This window comes from Proteiniphilum sp. (assembly GCF_034927365.1).
Lineage (GTDB): Bacteria > Bacteroidota > Bacteroidia > Bacteroidales > Dysgonomonadaceae > Proteiniphilum.
The window spans coordinates 239,821-257,643 of the sequence record NZ_JAYFQD010000010.1 but is presented as its reverse complement, the minus strand read 5'-3'; the positions used below and the strand labels follow the sequence as shown (position 1 = coordinate 257,643).

The window sequence follows — 17,823 nt, the reverse complement described above, 5'->3', positions numbered from 1 at the left end:
TTTAATGATATTATTAATTATCAATTTTTTTCTTCATAGTAAAGACATTGATGTCATGAATGCGGGAATAAGTAACTTCGTTCATGATTTGTTTGATCAGGAAAATACCGAGCCCGCCGATGGGCCGCTCTTCTGCCGAAAGATTCAAGTCGGGATTGTCCGTTAAGGTAGGATCGAAAGGTACTCCTGAATCGGTGACCGTAAAAATAAGATCATTCCCTTTCAGAGACACGGAAACGATAATTTTTTTCCCCGGTATTTTCGGGTATGCATAAAGAATGACATTCGATACAGCCTCCTCAAGAGCCAGATTCAGTTTCATTACTAACGAGTTTTCCAATCCCAAATCGTTTCCAATTTCTTCAATGAATTGTTGTAAGAGGGATATCTGTTCGATTTCGTTGATCAGCGTGATCATTTTATCGTATTTCTCTTGTATTCCTTTAAATGTAATTGCCAGCATGGTAAGGTCGTCCGATTGTTCCGCATCGATAACGTGTTGTTTGATATCATTCATCACATTGTCGATCAGCTGTTGTGGAGACGAAAAAGAGAGTTTTGACACGAAGGAAAGCAGACGCTGATCACTATAAAGGTTCTTTTGTATGTTTTCGGCTTCCGTTAGTCCGTCGGTGTACAGGAAAAGAGTGGAGTTTTTTTTCAGTGCGTATTTTTCCCCTGTATATGTAAATCCTTCATATAACCCCAGGGGAAGATTGGGAATAACAGGAAAATAAGTTGTCTCATCCTGGATGATGATAGGAGGATTGTGTCCTGCATTGCAATAGGCAAGCATCCCCGTCCGAAGATCGAGTATCCCCAGAAAAAGTGTGACAAACATGTTCGACTCGTTATTTTCGGCTAATGTATTGTTCAATCCCGACATGATATCGGCAACATCGTTGAAATGCAGGGATACCGAGCGGAACAGGCTGCGTGTGACTGCCATCAGCAGCGAAGCGGGAATGCCCTTTCCCGATACATCCCCGATGATGAAATAAAGTTTATCTTCGTTTATAAAATAATCGTAGAGATCGCCGCCCACTTCTTTGGCCGGTATGAGGGTGGCATATTGTTCAATTTCTTTTCTGGAAGGAAAAGGAGGAAAGGTCTTGGGAATCATGCTCATTTGGATCTCCCGTGCAATGCGCAGTTCGCTTTCTATTTTTTCCTTTGCACTTGTCGTCTCTGTTAATGAGGTAATATAGTGATCTAAATTATGCTGCATATAACCAAAAGCATCATGCAGTTCTTTCATTTCATCTTCGGTATGAATATCAGGTAGCAGGGCTTTAAAATTTCCTTTGGCTATATCGCGTGCTGTTAAGGCAAATCGTCCTAAGGGGTGAAGTTGTTTGGTTACAATTTTGGTAATGATGAAGGTAAGCAGAATCAAACCTGTTACGATCACTATAATCAGAATAATGGATATGGAGCGCAAGGGTAAATATATTTCTGATTTTGGGAAGATAACCGCCAGCGTCCAATCGCTTGAAGGGAGGCGGGTGAAATACATCATCCGCTCGACGCCGTTGAGAGTGCTGCTTACAAAACCGGTTTTTTCCCTTTGCATGGAATAGCCTATTTCTGTCAGTTCCGGATTATTTATTTCTTCCGCATAACTGAAGATGGTATGGTTCATTATTAACTTTTTGTTGGGATGGGTGATAAAGGTGCCATTACGGGAGATCACCGAGGCATACCCCGTTTCGAGTATTTTAAGGGAGGAGACGCTTTGTGTGAACCAATCCAATGCCAAATCCATCGTTAGAATGGCCATGATTTTTTTTACTCCGCATGAGTCAATGAAGACAGGTAGAGAATAGGTTGTCATCAAAGCATTCCCTCCTCCGGAATCATAATAGGGTTCTGACCAATGTGCTTTTTTTATACTCATCGGTGTCTGGTACCAGTCCATTACAAAGTAATCATAGTTTTCATTTCCGAGTTGGATGGTCTTGATGGAATCTCCTTCACGGTAGGAGTAGGGGGCAAAATAATATCCTTTTTCTGTGAAATAGTTAGGCTCAAAAGCAATTGCCGAACCTATGACGTCAGGAGTGTTTTCCACTATTTTCCGTGTCAGCAGTGCCAGGGAATCGGGTTGTTTTTCCATTTGTTGAACCAACCATCGGTAATTGTCCGCTATTTTTATGATGGGAACAAGGATCTGTTCGGTTTGCAGAACGGTATTCTTCGTGAGAGCTTCTGCATTCCGGTAGGTCATCTCTTCAAGTTGATTTTTGGAGAAGAAATAAAAAACCGACAAAGAGATTAGGAATAATAAAATACAGATCGTAAGAACAAAAAAAACGATCCGGGAGGAAAGGGATTTATTGATATGGATGAACATATGTTTTTTTGGTGAATTAAAATACCGGCAGTTATTTCCGATTTCAAAGATATGTAAAAAAATAAAATAATTTACAATAGATTATTTTTTATTGAGTTGTTTTTTGGTTTTTGCTTATTTTCCATCGTTAATTTATCAAAATTGACGGAAAATATTAAGTTTCATGATAAAAATCCTTAACTTCGTATTCATATCTGGATAGATGAAAAAATAAACAGAATGAAAATTCTTACATCGGAGCAAATCCGGAAAATCGATGCCGAGACGATTGCAAGGGAGGGAATACCGTCACTTGAACTGATGAAGCGTGCTGCGACCGCTTTCTATCATTTTTTCACAAAGAGATATACAAACAAGAATAGTGCTGTAGTTATCTTCGCCGGCGTGGGTAATAATGGCGGGGACGCACTGGTGGTGGCCCGTCTATTACATAAATCGGGTTACCCGGTGAAAGCGTATATGGTGGAATTCAGTAATCGATACACAGAAGACTGTGCCCACAATACCCGCCGGATGAAAGCGGAAAATATCTCTTATAAAAAAATCATTAGTAAAAAGGATATTCCCGATCTGGCGTCGTTCGATGTGGTGATCGATGGTATATTCGGCACGGGATTGTCGCGGGAGGTGAGTGGAGTGGCGGCAGATGTGATCACACGGATTAATGAGAGCGGAAAGCAGGTGGTCAGTATTGATGTGCCGAGCGGGTTGTTTCCGGACCGGAAAACCGAGTTCGCGGTGAAAGCAACAGCTACGGTGACCTTCCAGATTCCTAAACTGGCGTTGTATCTTCCTGAGAATGCCTGTTTTACCGGAAATGTGGAGATCGTATCCATAGGACTGGACGAAGAAGCCATTACCGAAGTAGAGACTCCTATCTTTCTGACGGAAGAAAAGGAGATCAGGGGGATGTTGAAGCCGCTTTCCCAATTTGCCCATAAAGGAATCCTGGGACATGCACTGATCATTGGCGGGAGCCTCGGCAAGTGCGGGTCGGTTTCTCTGGCATCGAAGGCTGCTTTGAAAATGGGTTGCGGATTGGTTACCGCCTATCTGCCCAAGTGCGGCGTGACGGCCATACAGTCCAATTTTCCTGAAGCGATGGCCCTTGAGGATAAGGGTACGGAACATATCACCTCTATTGAATACGACCTGAAACCCGATGCCATTGGTATTGGCATGGGTATGGGGTTGCATGAGGAAACTGAGCAGGCGATGTATCACTTCCTTCGGAAGAACAATACACCGTTAGTGGTGGATGCCGACGGACTGAATATCTTGGCCCGGCATGGCGAGTGGCTCTCACTGCTTCCGGCAGGAACGATCCTGACTCCCCATCCGAAAGAGCTTATGCGGCTGATAGGTGAATGGCGCGATGATTATGACAAGATAGATAAAACAAGGTTATTCGCACAGAAATATGGTGTGATCGTGGTAATAAAGGGAGCCTATTCGCTGATTATCGATGAGGAGGAAATGTACGTGAACAACAGTGGGACACCGGCGCTGGCTACGGCAGGAAGCGGGGATGTGCTGACAGGGATGATCACAAGCCTGCTAGCACAAGGTTACAAGCCGGTAGAGGCTGCCAGGGTTGGGGTTTTCCTGCATGGACTGACCGCTGATCTTACCGGGGATTATATCCATCCGCGTAGTTTTGTGGCTTCGGATATCATTGAAAATATAGGGAATGCATACCGGAATTTGGAAAAAAAGAGGTGAACTGTTTGGGTTTTACGATTTAATTATGTAATTTTGCACCTCAATTTGCCAATAGGCCCGAAAAGAGGCTGCGGAGAGTGGCCCGCCTCAGGCACGTAACTTCAGGTTATTTTAATATGTACGTCATCGTAGACATTCAGGGTCAACAGTTTAAAGTTGAACAAGACCAAAAATTATTTGTCCACAGGATCAACGCCGATCAGGGTGCTGAGGTGGAATTTGAGAAAGTAATGCTCGTGGATAAGGAAGGCGCCGTAACTGTAGGTGCACCGGTTATCGAAGGAGCGAAAGTAGTAGTAGAAGTTCTTTCTCACGTGAAAGGCGACAAAGTTCTTGTTTTCAAAAAGAAAAAAAGAAAAGGCTACAGGAAACTGAACGGTCACCGTCAGCAGTTCTCAGAAGTGAAAGTAAAAGAGATTATTGCTTAATCAGTTAAAATCAGAAGGAAATGGCACATAAGAAAGGTGTAGGTAGTTCCAAGAACGGCCGCGAATCGGAAAGTAAACGATTGGGCGTGAAAATATTCGGTGGTGAAACGGCCAAAGCCGGTAATATCCTCGTGCGTCAGCGCGGGACATCTCATCATCCCGGAGAGAATGTAGGTATGGGTAAAGATCATACCTTGTTTGCACTGGTAGACGGTGTGGTAGTTTTCCGTAAAAGGAGAGACAACCGCTCATTCGTATCAGTACAACCGCAAGTACAGGCAGAAGCCTAACAGCAATTGCCTTTGGTGTTCCGGTAAAAGGGAACTTGAACCATAAAATATAATTTTTTAGTTGATAAAAACAGCCTGCTTCCCAAAGTAAGGTTGTTTTTATTTTTTGGTATATCCCTATGCAGTTGACTTCCGAACAAAAGCAGTTTATTCTTACGCATGAACGCCAAGATGTACGCGAAACAGCATTACGTTTTGTGCGTGATGATATGCCTTTGTTATTGGCTCAGATTGCAGGGCGGCAGATGGCTGAAAAGAAAATTCCTTCGTGGTATGCGGAGACAGATATTGTTTATCCGCCGCATCTATCGCTGGAGCAGTCTTCATCGGAACTGACAGCGTGTTACAAGGCTTCACTCGTTTTAGGGAAGAATGAGACGTTTGCCGATTTGACCGGAGGGATGGGAGTTGATTTCTCATTTTTATCGCCGCACTTCAGGGAGGCGGAGTATGTGGAGCAAAATGAAGATCTATGCCGGATCGCGGAACACAACTTTGCCGAACTCGGACTGACAAATGCAACGATTCATTGTGCCGGTGCTGGTACTTTCCTGAGAGAAACTGCCCCACTCGATTTTATCTATCTAGACCCTTCGCGGCGTGATAATATTGGGCGAAAAGTATTCCGCATTGAGGATTGCAATCCTGATTTATCGGAAATAAAACCGTTGTTGCTTGAAAAATCGAACAAGGTCATGGTGAAATATTCACCCATGTTGGATATTTCATTGGCGGTGAAAAGCCTTGGTTGTGTGAGTGCTGTACATGTGGTTTCGGTGGATAACGAATGTAAGGAACTGCTTTTCCTATTATCGGAAGCGGCTGTTGAGGAACCATTATTCATTGCCGTGAACCTTAAAAAAAGGGGTGAAAAAGAGCTCTTTTCGTTTACCATGGTGCAAGAGCAAAAAGCGGTGGTTCCTTTTGCCGAAAACCCCGGGCATTATTTATACGAACCCAATACATCAATCCTGAAAGCAGGCGCTTTTAAATCGGTTGCGCAGGCATATCATTTTCAAAAACTGCATATCAACAGCCATTTATATACTTCTGATGAACTTGTCGCGGATTTTCCCGGCCGTGTTTTTGAAGTGGAGACCTTTTTTGTCCCGAATAAGAAAAACATAAAGATCTTTTTGCAGGATACGAAAAAAGCGAACATTACTGTCCGCAATTTTCCTATGACAGTCGCCGGAATCCGCCGCAAAACAGGATTAACGGACGGCGGCGATATCTATCTGTTCGCCACCACATTCTCCGATGAACGAAAAGTGTGGGTGAAATGCAGGAGGGTAAATTAATCTTCTTCCAATTCTTTCAGTTCATCCAGACTCTCCAGAATTGAGTTGATATTTTTTTTGTACATTCTTTTATATTCCCAGATAGCGGCCATAATTCCTACTATTATAGTGCCACCGATCGTAATCCATCTCCATAATTCCATATTGGACGATAGTATAGAAGCTATTATTGCTAAAATGACTAGGATAATAACGCTAATATAGGTTGCCAAACTCTGCCTTTTTATACGAATTTGATATTTACGGGTCAACTGCATATTGTGACTGACTGATTTTGAATAATCAATTTTGTATAACAATTTCAAATTAGTAATTCCAATAATGAAACCACACAATATGAATGTAATTGCCAAAATAAACATTGTCATTTTGAAAGGACCAAAATAAATAACGCTTATTCTATAAATAAGAAGGATTATACCTAAAAGAGCGAGTATGCAACTCAAAAATGTATAATTAATCAATTGAGAGAGAGATTTGTTATACCGGTTTTTATATATAGCTTTTAATATTTTTTCTTTTAACAATCCATGTTCATTCATTTTCGTCTCCAATTGTGCCCATATGTTTTTTAATTCGTCTAATTCCATAATTTCTGTTTTTTAAAGGTTTGACATTTCTCTGAGCTTCTCTTTTGCACGTTTCAGTTTTGTGGCCACATTACTTAACGTCAATCCCGTAATATCAGCGATTTCCTGATAGGATTTTTCTTCGAGATAAAGAAGGACAACGACTTTTTCGAGGGTTTTCAAGCGGTTGATTAGCCGGTACATTTCACGGAGGCTTTCGTCCAGGCTCTCCGGTTCAATCAGCCAGTCAGATAACGCTTCGACCGGTAAGTGTCCTTTGGGACGCTTTTTTTCTTTGCGCATCCCCGAAATGCAGGTATTGAGCGCAACCCTGTAGATCCAGGTACTTACCGCGCTTTCGTTCCTGAACTTCAGAAACCCGTTCCAGAGGTTGCACACGACTTCCTGATACAGGTCGGCAAGGGGAAAGGCATCCGAAACATAGAAAGAGCAGACTTTATAGATGATCCTTTCGTGTTCCTGAACGATTTTTACAAAGGCATGCTCTTTTTTATTTTCCTCCATTATCACCTTTTTCTATATTAGACGCAATATATCTGGAAAAATGGCAAAACAAACAATTTTTTTGAAATGATTACCCATCTATGGAATCTTTTTGTAATTTTGCTCTACTGTGTATTCTGGCATGTTAACTCTCGAATAACATATTAAAATAAAGTGTTTAAACCGATGCATGCGTCTTTTGTTTGAGAATCTCAGGTAAACACACTTATCATTCATTATGAAACGAGTATGTAAGTCGATTTATGATGTGATGACGTGCCGATTTGATAATTTCTAATTAACAAATCGATAAATTGTTCAATTAACTAATCGTTCTGGTTCCATACACCTTAATAAAAAAATAAAATAATCATATGAAAAGAAATATAAAGCAACAATTATTTTTCCACGAGCTAAAGAAATGGGTAATATCGGCAATATTTATCATTCCGGCGTTACTTGTGTTGTCGTCCTGTGCCGATCGGTCAAAATCTTTTGATCTTGTCCTGTTACCGGATACTCAGGTGTATTCCCGCTTATACCCGGAAATATTCCGTTCGCAAACCGAATGGATCGTTCAAAATGCGGACAGCATCGCTTTCGTTCTGCACCAAGGGGATATTACCGACCACAACTCCGAGGAGCAGTGGCAGAACGCTGCCGCGGCCTTGTCGGTGATGGATGGCAAAGTGCCTTATACGTTTGTGCCGGGCAACCATGATCTGGGGCCGGGCGGCAGTACCAGTAACCGGGATGCGGAACTTCTCAACAAATACTTACCCTACGACCGATATAGTAAAATGGCGCATTTCGGCGGTGCCTTTGAACTGAGAAGGATGGAAAACACCTACTATACCTTTAGCGCCGGGGGATTGGATTGGTTGATCCTTTCACTCGAATTCGGCACACGCGATAAAATATTACGGTGGGCCGGCGAAGTCATCGAGGCGCATCCTAAGCACAAGGTCATCATCAACACCCATGACTATATGTATTCGGATGATACCCGTATGAGTATGGATCGCAATCATTCCTGGGTACCGCAACATTATGGCGTGGGCAAAGATACAGGCGACGAGTCCGTCAACGACGGTGAAATGATGTGGGAGAAACTGGTAAGCCGGTATCCCAACGTGTTGTTGGTATTCAGTGGACATGTGCTCCATCGTGGTACGGGGCAATTGGTTAGTACCGGAATCCACGGCAACGACGTGTACCAGATGCTGGCCAATTACCAGTCGGGAGTAGAAGGGTCTAAAAACGGTGGAAACGGATTCCTCCGGATCGTTACCATCGATCCAGAAGCCAAAACAATATCCGTAAAGACCTACTCGCCTTATCTCAACGAATATAAAAGAGAACCTGACCAGCAGTTCGTTTTTGAGAACGTAAAGTTTTAAAAAAAACCACAAGGCAATATAAAACCAATCTTTTGTAGTCGCTGTTTGATAATCTTTCTTTGGGAGTATCCCACAAATGGCAAAAAATCAGATAAATTTAATCTTTCGTCATCACTTCTCTTATATCTTTTCTTTTTGAATAAGGCATCTTCTCCCCATATCCCAATCGAATCAATATTGTGGGATGTTCTCCTGATAGTTGGAGTGATTTGGCCATTTGGACCGCCAATTCCCTGATTTCGTTAGGTTGGTTGAAATAAGAATGAGCCATTCCCATCGCGGTTGATTGAAGAAGAACCCGTTCGAGAACCCTGCCCAGATTGATCCACTCTTCAATGGTGTTGTTTTGGGTTGTCAATAACACCAGGTGGGAAGAGGACTGGAGTTTTTCCCTGTCCCCCTTATTTTGCGACTTCTCATTGATAGCTCTCGACATAATCGGTTTTACAATGAACTTCGGCAGGTTAGGCGCCCCGAAAACAGCATAACTTAATCCGTCGTTTGTCTCGTTCTGATGTTTTTTGTTATAACGCATCCAATTCTTCAATTCTTCCTGAAAAGATTTATCCCGCATTTGAATTGCATTTCCACTGTATATGTAGGCTGAGATGTCGTCAAACTCCTTTGTTCCTGCTCCATAGAAATGGATCTTTATGCCTGGTTCAACAGGAATCGCTTTTAACTTTCCGATTGTTTCTTTCGGGATGATCTTGCCATTGTAGATGCTTCTGTTCGTCTGCCTGATAGCTATCTGGTCGAATAAAGAATTGGGTATTACAGTCGGACTTCGCTGTAGTCCAATGGTAATCGTTCCTTCCTTATTGATTGAGATGTCTGTTTCATAACCTTTAAAAGAAGCCGCGATACAAAGGTTTTCAGTGGTGCAACCCAGACTGACAAACAATTCCCGGTTATCAAAGTCAACGACCGGCAAAGATTTATCAAGATTAGGATGAATCTCGATACTCTTGTCGTTCATTTTAAAAATCCACGGTTGCGTATTATGTCCCGACGGCGCTTTTATGGCTTGCTCGACCATAAACAAAAAGTCCGGATTTTGCGCGTTTACATTACTCATAAAACTCAAAATGATAATTGATAATGCATATATTCTTTCCATTGCTTTCTGCTTTGTATCCATAAATCGATGATCAGATCAATTACCTGCGCTATCTGGTCCCAACCGTCACTGCTCTGCAAATCAATTCTATTGTATGCTGGACTGACTTCTTCCAACAGGGTCAGGTAACTGATAGAGGCCGATAATATGGTGGCCAGGGAAGCTACTTCTTTCAACGGTGAATGGGGCAAGTTGCTGATTGTTTCGACGAGGAAGCAACCGTTCTATTCCCTCTTTTCCCGAAGTTGGTTCGTGACTTGGTTATTGGTGGATAACTCCCATCGGTAAAGTCTTTTCAGGGTTATATCATCCTGTAGTCGGGATATCTGTTCCCAGAATATTTTTTTATAAACAGACTTATAATCAGATAATTGATGATTTATTCAAGTGACATAAAGCGTACATATTCAGCTAAAGCTTGTTGTCTCTTGGCTGTATACATTTCAAATTAAAGTGGGAAAGTTTAATAATTTATTTATGTCTTTCGACCAATATTTGTTCAATATCTTCCAGTTTTAGTTTTTTTGTCTTCAATAATATCAGGAAGTGATACAACAAGTCGGCTGCTTCGTTTTTGAATAGGTCGATATTGTCGTCTTTCGCCTCTATCACCAGTTCCACAGCTTCTTCACCCACTTTTTGTGCTACTTTATTCACGCCTCGACTGAACAGTTTGGCAGTATAAGATCCTTCGGGATTCTCGGTAATCCGTTTTTCAATCACGTTTTCCAGTTCATAGAGGAATCCTTTGGGTTGTTTATCACCAAAACAGGATGTGGAACCGGTATGACAGGCAGGTCCTTGCGGATAGACCTTAATCAGAATAGTGTCGCTGTCGCAGTCCGTCAGTATTTCATCTACGATCAGCCAGTTGCCTGAAGTTTCTCCTTTTGTCCAGAGGCGGTTTTTACTTCTGCTGAAAAAGGTGACTTTTCCCTCTTTCTGTGTCTTTTCCAATGCTTCTTCGTTCATATAGCCTACCATCAATACTTGTAGGCTGAGTGTATCCTGAATGATGGCAGGAACTAATCCTCCCGACTTTGAAAAATCGATATTCATCGTATAGGTATATTTTGAGTTTTTAAATAATCTTTGAGGGTAGGGATACTGATCTCCCTAAAGTGAAAAATGCTGGCAGCCAGTGCAGCACTTGCTTTTGTTTGTGTGAATACTTCTGAAAAATGCTCCACTCTACCGGCACCACCCGAGGCAATGACGGGAATGGGTACCGCTTCACTGACTGCAGCCGTTATATCGATGGCAAATCCGTCTTTGGTACCGTCGTTATTCATCGAGGTAAGCAGGATCTCTCCCGCACCACGTTGTACACCTTCCTTTGCCCAATCGACGGTTCGGAGCTCGGTTGCTGTTTTACCGCCATGGGTATAAACGATCCATTCGTTATTCTCGAAGTTGGTATCGATGGCCAGCACCACGCACTGACTCCCGAATTGCCCTGCAATTTCTGTGATCAGTTCGGGACACTTGACTGCAGCCGAATTGAGGCTGACTTTGTCGGCTCCGGCCTGAATAATGGCACGTGCATCATCTAACGAGTTGATACCTCCGCCCACGGTAAACGGGATATTGATCTCTCTGGCAATACGTGTAACCAACTCTGTGAGCGTTTTACGCTTTTCTATTGTAGCGGTGATGTCCAGGAACACCAATTCATCGGCACCTTCCTCTACGTACCGCTTAGCGAGTTCTACCGCATCGCCGGCGTCGCGTATATCTACGAAATTCACACCTTTTACAGTACGTCCATCCCTGATATCAAGACAGGGGATAATTCTTTTTTTTAGCATTTTCTTTGTTTAATATTTGAGAGTCAAGAATCAAGACAATTCGAATCAAGACTTAATAAGCCAAGATTTTTTTACTTTCCCTTTATTAGTCACATTGGCACATTAATAAATAATCTATCACTTCCACCTTTCCGCTCTTCTACCTATTCACCCGAATTTACGCAACTCATCAAGCGTGATTCTTCCTTCATAGAAAGCTTTCCCGACAATTGCTCCGTCGCAACCCAACTGTTTCAGTGAGATTAGGTCATCCATTGACGAAACACCTCCGCTGGCAATTAGTTTTACGCCGGTCTTTGAGATAATTTCACTGTACAATTCGTTGGATGTACCTTGCAGCATACCGTCCTTTTGGATATCGGTACAGATGACGTAAATGATACCTACCTTCGTATAATCCGAAATAAAATCGACCACGTCGAGTTCCGATTGTTGCATCCATCCGTGTGTAGCAATTTTGCGGTTGTTACTATCGGCACCGAGAATAATCTTTTCCGCACCGTATGTGTTGATCCACTTCCGGAAAGTATCGGGTTGTTGTACCGCAATACTTCCGCCGGTAACCTGAGATGCCCCACTTTCGAAAGCGATACGGATGTCTTCATCCGATTTGAGACCACCACCAAAATCTACTTTCAGTGAGGTTTTCAAGGTGATATCGTATAAAACCTTATGATTGACGATATGGTTTGTACGGGCGCCGTCGAGATCCACCAGGTGCAGGTATTGGATGCCGTTCGCCTCAAATTCCTTTGCTACCTCTACCGGGTCGTTGTTATATATTTTCTGCGTATTGTAATCGCCTTTGGTAAGGCGTACACACTTACCGTCGATAATATCTATGGCTGGTATAATTCTCATAACTCCAAAAAGTTCTTCAATATGTTTTCGCCCACGTCACCCGATTTCTCCGGATGAAACTGAGTCGCATAAAAATTATTCTTTTGCATGGCTGCGCTGAAGGGTAGAATATATTCGCAACGGGCGATGGTTTCAGGACAGATTTCGGCATAGTAACTATGAACGAAATAAACTGTATCCTGTTTGCCGAAACCGGTGAAAAGCGGGCTTTCCTCCACCTTCAGGTTATTCCAGCCCATATGAGGTACGATATCTGTTGACGGAAATTTTTTTACTTCCACATCGAAGATACCCAGACACTGTGTGTTACCCTCTTCCGAATGCCGACACATCAGCTGCAGGCCAAGACATATACCCAATGTGGGTTGAACCAACGATTGAATAATTTTATCCAATCCTTTGTTTGTCAAGTGTGTAATTGCTGATCCTGCCTCACCAACACCTGGGAAGATTACCTTCTCTGCCGACCGGATTTCACTGATATCATCTGTTACCTTACATTCATATCCCAGTCTTTCAACGGCATTTTTGACCGATGCAATATTGCCGGCATTATATTTTATAATTGCGATCATTTTTTTATTGTTGAATTGTTGAATCGTCAAATCATCACATCGTCAAACCAACACATCAATTACAAGCTTCCTTTCGTACTGGGTATACCTTCTGTACCGTCCCGCTTCACAGCCATCTTTATTGCCCGTGCAAAAGCTTTAAAAATCGATTCGATTTTGTGATGTTCATTGTTGCCTTCAGCTTTAATGTTGAGGTTGCATCGGGCGTTGTCACTGAAAGATTTGAAGAAATGCAAGAACATCTCTGTGGGGAGATCCCCCACGAATTCACGTTTGAACTCTGCCTCCCATACCAACCAGGGACGTCCGCCGAAATCGATGGCTACCTGTGCCAGACAGTCGTCCATCGGCAGAAGGAAACCATACCGCTCCACTCCCTTCTTCTTGCCTAGTGCCTGCAAGAAAGCTTCTCCCAGGGCAATGCCGGTATCCTCGACGGTATGATGTTCATCTACCTGCAGATCACCTTTGACAAGGATGGTAAGGTCTATATTGCCGTGGCGGGAGATCTGGTGAAGCATATGGTCGAAAAATCCTACTCCGGTAGAGATATTGCTTTTTCCATTCCCGTCGAGATTTACTTCTACAAATATATCGGTTTCGGATGTCTTTCTGTGTATTTTCCCTTTACGTGGTTCCTCTTTCAGGAATTGATAAATATCCCCCCAATCTGTAGTGCACAAAGCGGCAGCCGGATGTGAATTATTGCTTAATAAAATAGATTTACAATTCATATTTTCAGCTAATTGTACATCTGTGACTCTGTCGCCTATTACATATGAATGTTCCAAATCGTATCCTCCTTTCAGGTAATGGACAAGCATACCGGTACCTGGTTTTCGAGTGGGTAGGTTCTCGTGCGGAAAGGATCGGTCGATCAGCACTTCACTGAAATGTACTCCCTCGTTTTCAAAAGCCTTGATGACTTTATTCTGTACAGGCCAGAAAGTTTCTTCCGGAAATGAGGCGGTGCCGAGTCCATCCTGATTAGTGACCATCACCAGCTCATATTCTAATTCTCCCGCAATACGGGAGAGATTTCGGAATACTTTGGGATAAAACTCCAGCTTTTGCAGACTGTCTATCTGTTCGTCTTCCGGCTCTATGATCAATGTCCCGTCGCGGTCGATAAATAATATTTTTTTCATTTTTTAGAAATTAGAAGTTAGAAACTAGAAGTTAGAACTTGGAAGTCAAGAAGTCTTCGCTCTTTACCTTCCCATCTATACACCTATCCACTTTCCCACTTTTGCAACGTACCCAGCAAAGTCCGGTTCTCCTCAGGTGTACCCACTGTGATACGGAGGCAATTCCGTACAACGGTGCTACGGTTCCTGACAATTACTTTTTTATCGACCAGGTATTGGTAGATCACGTTAGCATCTGTTACCTCTATCAGCAGAAAATTGGCGTCGGAAGGATATACATATTTTACCATGGGGAGTTTATTCAATTCTTCTTTCAGTAGTGAGCGTTGTTTCAGAATAGTGTCGAGTTGCCGCTCAAATTCGAGAGGGTTGGAAAGTGCTTTTAGCGCTTCTGCCTGGTTCAGCGTACTCACGTTATAGGGTGGTTTTGTCCTGTCCATCAGCGCAATGATAGCTTTTCCCGCATAGGCAACACCTACACGTACTCCTGCGAGTCCCCAGGCTTTACTGAAAGTCTGCATCACAATGAGATTGGGATAATCCGACAGTTTTTCGAGAAAACTTTTGTGGGCACTGAAATCGATATAGGCTTCATCAATCACCACAATCCCCTGGAATTCCCTGAGTAACCGCTCTATATTCTGCAGGCTGTTGGCTGTGGGATTGTTGGGTGAACAGACAAAGATACATTTAGCCTGAAGAGAGAGGATCTTGTCGATATCCAATTCGAATGGGTGGATCAATGGCACCCGTATCACTTCTACGTTATTGATACTGGCTGATACCTCGTACATGCCGTATGTTGGAGGGCATATAATTACCCTGTCTTTTTGTGGTTCGCAAAAAATACGATATATCAGGTCGATAGCCTCATCACTTCCATTGCCGATAAAGATATTCTCTACAGCAATCTGCTTCCTTTCGGAAAGTGCTTTTTTCAGTAGCCGTTGATGAGGATCGGGATAACGATTATTCTCTCCGAATGGGTTTTCGTTGGCATCGAGGAAGATGCCTTCATCACCTGTGAACTCATCACGTGCGCTGGAGTAGGGGTGCAGTGCCCAGATATTGGGGCGTACCATCGCCTCCAGATCAAATTTCTCCATTTTCATCTTCTTGTTGCTCTGTTTGCAATTCTTGTTGCTCTGTTTGTAAAGTCTCCTGTGATTCTCTCTGCTCTATTTGAAAGGTTTTTTTCCTTTCTATTTGTTCTTGTTCCTGCGGTGTATAACCGGCAGCTATATATCTGGCTTTCACAGCTCCTAATCGGAGAGTCATGGCGTTCTTGTGGGCGATGAGTTGTTCTTCTTCCGCCATGATTTCCACTGCATTACCGATACTGACCACCCCCTCTTCACTCAGATGCTGGAAGGTGATCTTTTTGATGAAGCTATCGAGCGAAACGCCACTGTAAGCTGCGGCATGTCCGCTTGTGGGGAGCGTGTGGTTGGTTCCGCTGGCATAGTCGCCTGCACTTTCACAGCTATAGTGACCGAGGAAAACGGAACCGGCTGTCGTGACACCCCTACTCAGCAGTACCGGGTTTTCGGTAGCCAGAATAAGGTGCTCCGGAGCGTAGAAATTACTGAACTCAATACATTCGTTCAAATCATGGAAGAATATTGCTTTACTGTTTTTGAGCGCCTGTACTGCGATCTCTTTTCGAGGCAGATTTTCCAATTGAATATCGATCTCTTTATTGACAGCTTTGATCACTTTTTTGTTGTCAGAGAGCAGGATTACCTGGCTATCGGGTCCATGTTCGGCTTGTGATAGCAGGTCGGCTGCCACGAATGACGGGTTGGATGTGTCGTCGGCAATCACCAGAAGTTCACTTGGTCCTGCCGGCATGTCGATAGCGGTACCATAATATTGTGCCGACCGTTTGGCGGCCATTACATATTGGTTGCCTGGGCCGAATATCTTATCCACCTTCGGAATAGTACCCGTGCCGAAAGTCATTGCCCCGATGGCCTGGATCCCACCTACAGCAAATATCCTGGTTACGCCTGTCAGTCTGGAGGCATAGAGAATGGCGGGGTGGATTTTTCCCTCTTCATTGGGGGGAGTACATAAGACGATCTCGTTACATCCTGCAATTTTTGCGGGTACGGCAAGCATCAGCACGGTGGAGAAGAGGGGGGCAGTGCCACCGGGCACGTAGATCCCGACCCGTTTGATAGGGCGTGATTCGCGCCAACAGACCACACCGGGGGCTGTCTCTACTTTGCATATCTCCTCCTGTTGTGACCGGTGAAATGCTTCTATATTTTTTTTCGCCAGTTCAATGGCTTGTTTTAGCCGCTCGGATACCTCTCCCCCGGCCTTCTCGATGGTTTCCATATCCACTTCCAGTGTTTCCTGAGCAGGCCAGTCGAATTGACGGCTATAGCTCAGTACAGCTTTATCGCCTTTACGATTGATATCGTAAAATATCTTTTCCACCGTGTTCATCAGCTTCCGCTGTTTGATCATGGGACGTTCCGCCAATTCCTTTCTTTTATTCAGTGAAGGGTTTGAAATTGTTTTCATTATTTTTTGGAATCAAGACTGTTAGAACCAAGCATTCCAGAACGTTTTTCTCTGTTCAAAAAATGCGTTGAAACATTTTGCTTCTTAAGAGACTTTTTGAATTTTAGACTTGAGATTTAGGATTTGAGAAGTTGAATAAAAATCTCCCAATCTCCCCAGTCTCTCATTAGTCTCATTGGCACATTTAACTACGTTTCACTTCGTTGAACGTTATTTATCGCATCATCACATAAGTAAAACGTCGCATCAAATTATCATTTTTTCGATGGGAACCACCAGTATGCCTTCTGCTCCCAACCGTTTTAGTTCGTCGATGACTTCCCAGAAATCGTCATCGTGAATCACAGAGTGGACACTACTCCATCCTTTGTCGGCCAACGGAAGGATACTGGGTGAGCGCATACCGGGTAATAACTTCACAATATCGGGGATGACCTCGTTGGGAGCGTTGAGCAACACATATTTTTTTCCGCGCCCATTCTTATAGGCCTTTATACGGAATAACAACTGCTTCAGCAGTTCAGTTTTAGCAGGTGACAGGTTTTTGTTGCCGATGAGTACGGCTTCACTTTTGATGATCGATTCGGCTTCTTTCAAGCCGTTCATGATGAGGGTACTTCCGGTGCTGACGATATCGAAAATAGCATCAGCCAATCCAATCCCGGTAGCTATCTCCACACTTCCGCCCAACTCTTCTATTTTTACATCAATTCCCTTCTCCTGAAAAAAGTTTCTCAGAATCCTTGGGTAGCTTGTCGCTATTCGTTTACCGTTAAAATAATCAAGCCCCGTGTAAACTTCATCTTTCGGAATGGCTAGCGAGAGCCGGCAGTTTCCGAAACCCAGTTTTTCAATCTCTACCACATTCTTCTCTTTCTCCCATACTTCGTTCTGGCCTAAGATGCCGATATCGGCTACCCCTTGTTCTACATATTGAGGGATATCATCGTCTCGTAGGAAGAGGATCTCAATGGGGAAGTTACGTGCTTCGGTTTTCAGTTTGCGATTGCCGTTAGAGACATTGATACCGCACTCTGTAAGAAGATCGAGTGATTTTTCACTTAACCTTCCGCTCTTTTGGATAGCAATTTTAATTTTTTCCATTTTTTATTCACTTTACGCAATCGTATCGGGGGATGCCCGAATATCTTGTTAAACAAAAAACCCGCCTGATTTCATTCAGACGGGTTTGTGCATATATGTTTTTTCTGT

The 17,823-nt window shown here is 43.2% G+C and carries 18 protein-coding genes; 5 read left to right on the top strand and 13 right to left on the bottom strand.

Annotated features, from left to right (window positions below; genetic code table 11):
• Positions 1-13 precede the first annotated feature (13 nt).
• Complete coding sequence (locus tag VB073_RS08225; RefSeq protein ID WP_323403678.1) at positions 14-2,227, bottom strand: SpoIIE family protein phosphatase; 2,214 nt, start codon at positions 2,225-2,227, stop codon at positions 14-16.
• A gap of 345 nt (positions 2,228-2,572) precedes the next feature.
• Here VB073_RS08225 and VB073_RS08220 point away from each other — a divergent pair, with 345 nt between their 5' ends.
• The 4 genes from VB073_RS08220 to VB073_RS08205 all read left to right on the top strand — a co-directional run bounded on the left by VB073_RS08220 (position 2,573) and on the right by VB073_RS08205 (position 6,094).
• Positions 2,573-4,075, top strand: coding sequence for an NAD(P)H-hydrate dehydratase (locus tag VB073_RS08220; RefSeq protein WP_323403677.1), 1,503 nt, complete (start codon positions 2,573-2,575; stop codon positions 4,073-4,075).
• Positions 4,076-4,191: 116 nt separating this feature from the next.
• Positions 4,192-4,503, top strand: coding sequence for a 50S ribosomal protein L21 (rplU, locus tag VB073_RS08215; RefSeq protein WP_323403676.1), 312 nt, complete (start codon positions 4,192-4,194; stop codon positions 4,501-4,503).
• 20 nt (positions 4,504-4,523) lie between these two features.
• Positions 4,524-4,793: a 50S ribosomal protein L27 gene (rpmA, locus tag VB073_RS08210; protein WP_323403675.1), complete on the top strand. Its 270-nt coding sequence runs from the start codon at positions 4,524-4,526 to the stop codon at positions 4,791-4,793.
• A gap of 119 nt (positions 4,794-4,912) precedes the next feature.
• On the top strand, positions 4,913-6,094 hold the full coding sequence (locus VB073_RS08205) for a THUMP-like domain-containing protein (RefSeq protein ID WP_323403674.1): 1,182 nt from the start codon (positions 4,913-4,915) through the stop codon (positions 6,092-6,094).
• Here the strand turns inward: VB073_RS08205 and VB073_RS08200 are convergent.
• Positions 6,091-6,684: a hypothetical protein gene (locus VB073_RS08200; protein ID WP_323403673.1), complete on the bottom strand. Its 594-nt coding sequence runs from the start codon at positions 6,682-6,684 to the stop codon at positions 6,091-6,093. The genes VB073_RS08205 and VB073_RS08200 overlap by 4 nt on opposite strands.
• A 12-nt stretch (positions 6,685-6,696) precedes the next feature.
• Positions 6,697-7,188, bottom strand: coding sequence for a sigma-70 family RNA polymerase sigma factor (locus tag VB073_RS08195; protein WP_323403672.1), 492 nt, complete (start codon positions 7,186-7,188; stop codon positions 6,697-6,699).
• A 353-nt stretch (positions 7,189-7,541) separates the two neighbouring features.
• Here VB073_RS08195 and VB073_RS08190 point away from each other — a divergent pair, with 353 nt between their 5' ends.
• A complete protein-coding gene (locus VB073_RS08190) occupies positions 7,542-8,567 on the top strand; it encodes a metallophosphoesterase (protein ID WP_323403671.1) in 1,026 nt (341 codons plus the stop codon).
• Between the two features lie 97 nt (positions 8,568-8,664).
• Here VB073_RS08190 and VB073_RS08185 read toward each other — a convergent pair whose 3' ends face one another.
• From VB073_RS08185 to hisG, 10 genes are all read right to left on the bottom strand, one after another.
• Entirely contained in the window at positions 8,665-9,645 is a 981-nt protein-coding gene (locus VB073_RS08185) for an Acg family FMN-binding oxidoreductase (RefSeq protein ID WP_323403670.1), read from the bottom strand.
• Positions 9,646-9,650: 5 nt separating this feature from the next.
• Positions 9,651-9,878 (bottom strand): hypothetical protein, encoded by a 228-nt coding sequence (locus tag VB073_RS08180; RefSeq protein ID WP_323403669.1) that lies wholly within the window; start codon positions 9,876-9,878, stop codon positions 9,651-9,653.
• 280 nt (positions 9,879-10,158) lie between these two features.
• Positions 10,159-10,746 (bottom strand): bifunctional phosphoribosyl-AMP cyclohydrolase/phosphoribosyl-ATP diphosphatase HisIE, encoded by a 588-nt coding sequence (gene hisIE, locus VB073_RS08175; RefSeq protein WP_323403668.1) that lies wholly within the window; start codon positions 10,744-10,746, stop codon positions 10,159-10,161.
• Positions 10,743-11,495, bottom strand: coding sequence for an imidazole glycerol phosphate synthase subunit HisF (gene hisF, locus VB073_RS08170; protein WP_323403667.1), 753 nt, complete (start codon positions 11,493-11,495; stop codon positions 10,743-10,745). Before hisF ends, hisIE begins: the two co-directional genes overlap by 4 nt.
• Positions 11,496-11,642: 147 nt before the next feature.
• A complete protein-coding gene (gene hisA / locus VB073_RS08165; RefSeq protein ID WP_323403666.1) occupies positions 11,643-12,356 on the bottom strand; it encodes a 1-(5-phosphoribosyl)-5-[(5-phosphoribosylamino)methylideneamino]imidazole-4-carboxamide isomerase in 714 nt (237 codons plus the stop codon).
• Complete coding sequence (gene hisH, locus VB073_RS08160) at positions 12,353-12,931, bottom strand: imidazole glycerol phosphate synthase subunit HisH (RefSeq protein WP_323403665.1); 579 nt, start codon at positions 12,929-12,931, stop codon at positions 12,353-12,355. The genes hisA and hisH overlap by 4 nt, the downstream gene beginning before the upstream one ends.
• Positions 12,932-12,990: 59 nt before the next feature.
• Positions 12,991-14,079, bottom strand: a complete 1,089-nt coding sequence (gene hisB, locus VB073_RS08155) for a bifunctional histidinol-phosphatase/imidazoleglycerol-phosphate dehydratase HisB (RefSeq protein ID WP_323403664.1) — start codon at positions 14,077-14,079, stop codon at positions 12,991-12,993.
• An 83-nt stretch (positions 14,080-14,162) separates the two neighbouring features.
• On the bottom strand, positions 14,163-15,185 hold the full coding sequence (hisC, locus tag VB073_RS08150) for a histidinol-phosphate transaminase (protein WP_323403663.1): 1,023 nt from the start codon (positions 15,183-15,185) through the stop codon (positions 14,163-14,165).
• Positions 15,172-16,611, bottom strand: a complete 1,440-nt coding sequence (gene hisD / locus VB073_RS08145) for a histidinol dehydrogenase (protein WP_323403662.1) — start codon at positions 16,609-16,611, stop codon at positions 15,172-15,174. The genes hisC and hisD overlap by 14 nt, the downstream gene beginning before the upstream one ends.
• A gap of 246 nt (positions 16,612-16,857) precedes the next feature.
• Positions 16,858-17,715: an ATP phosphoribosyltransferase gene (hisG, locus tag VB073_RS08140; RefSeq protein WP_323403661.1), complete on the bottom strand. Its 858-nt coding sequence runs from the start codon at positions 17,713-17,715 to the stop codon at positions 16,858-16,860.
• Between the last annotated feature and the right edge of the window lie 108 nt (positions 17,716-17,823).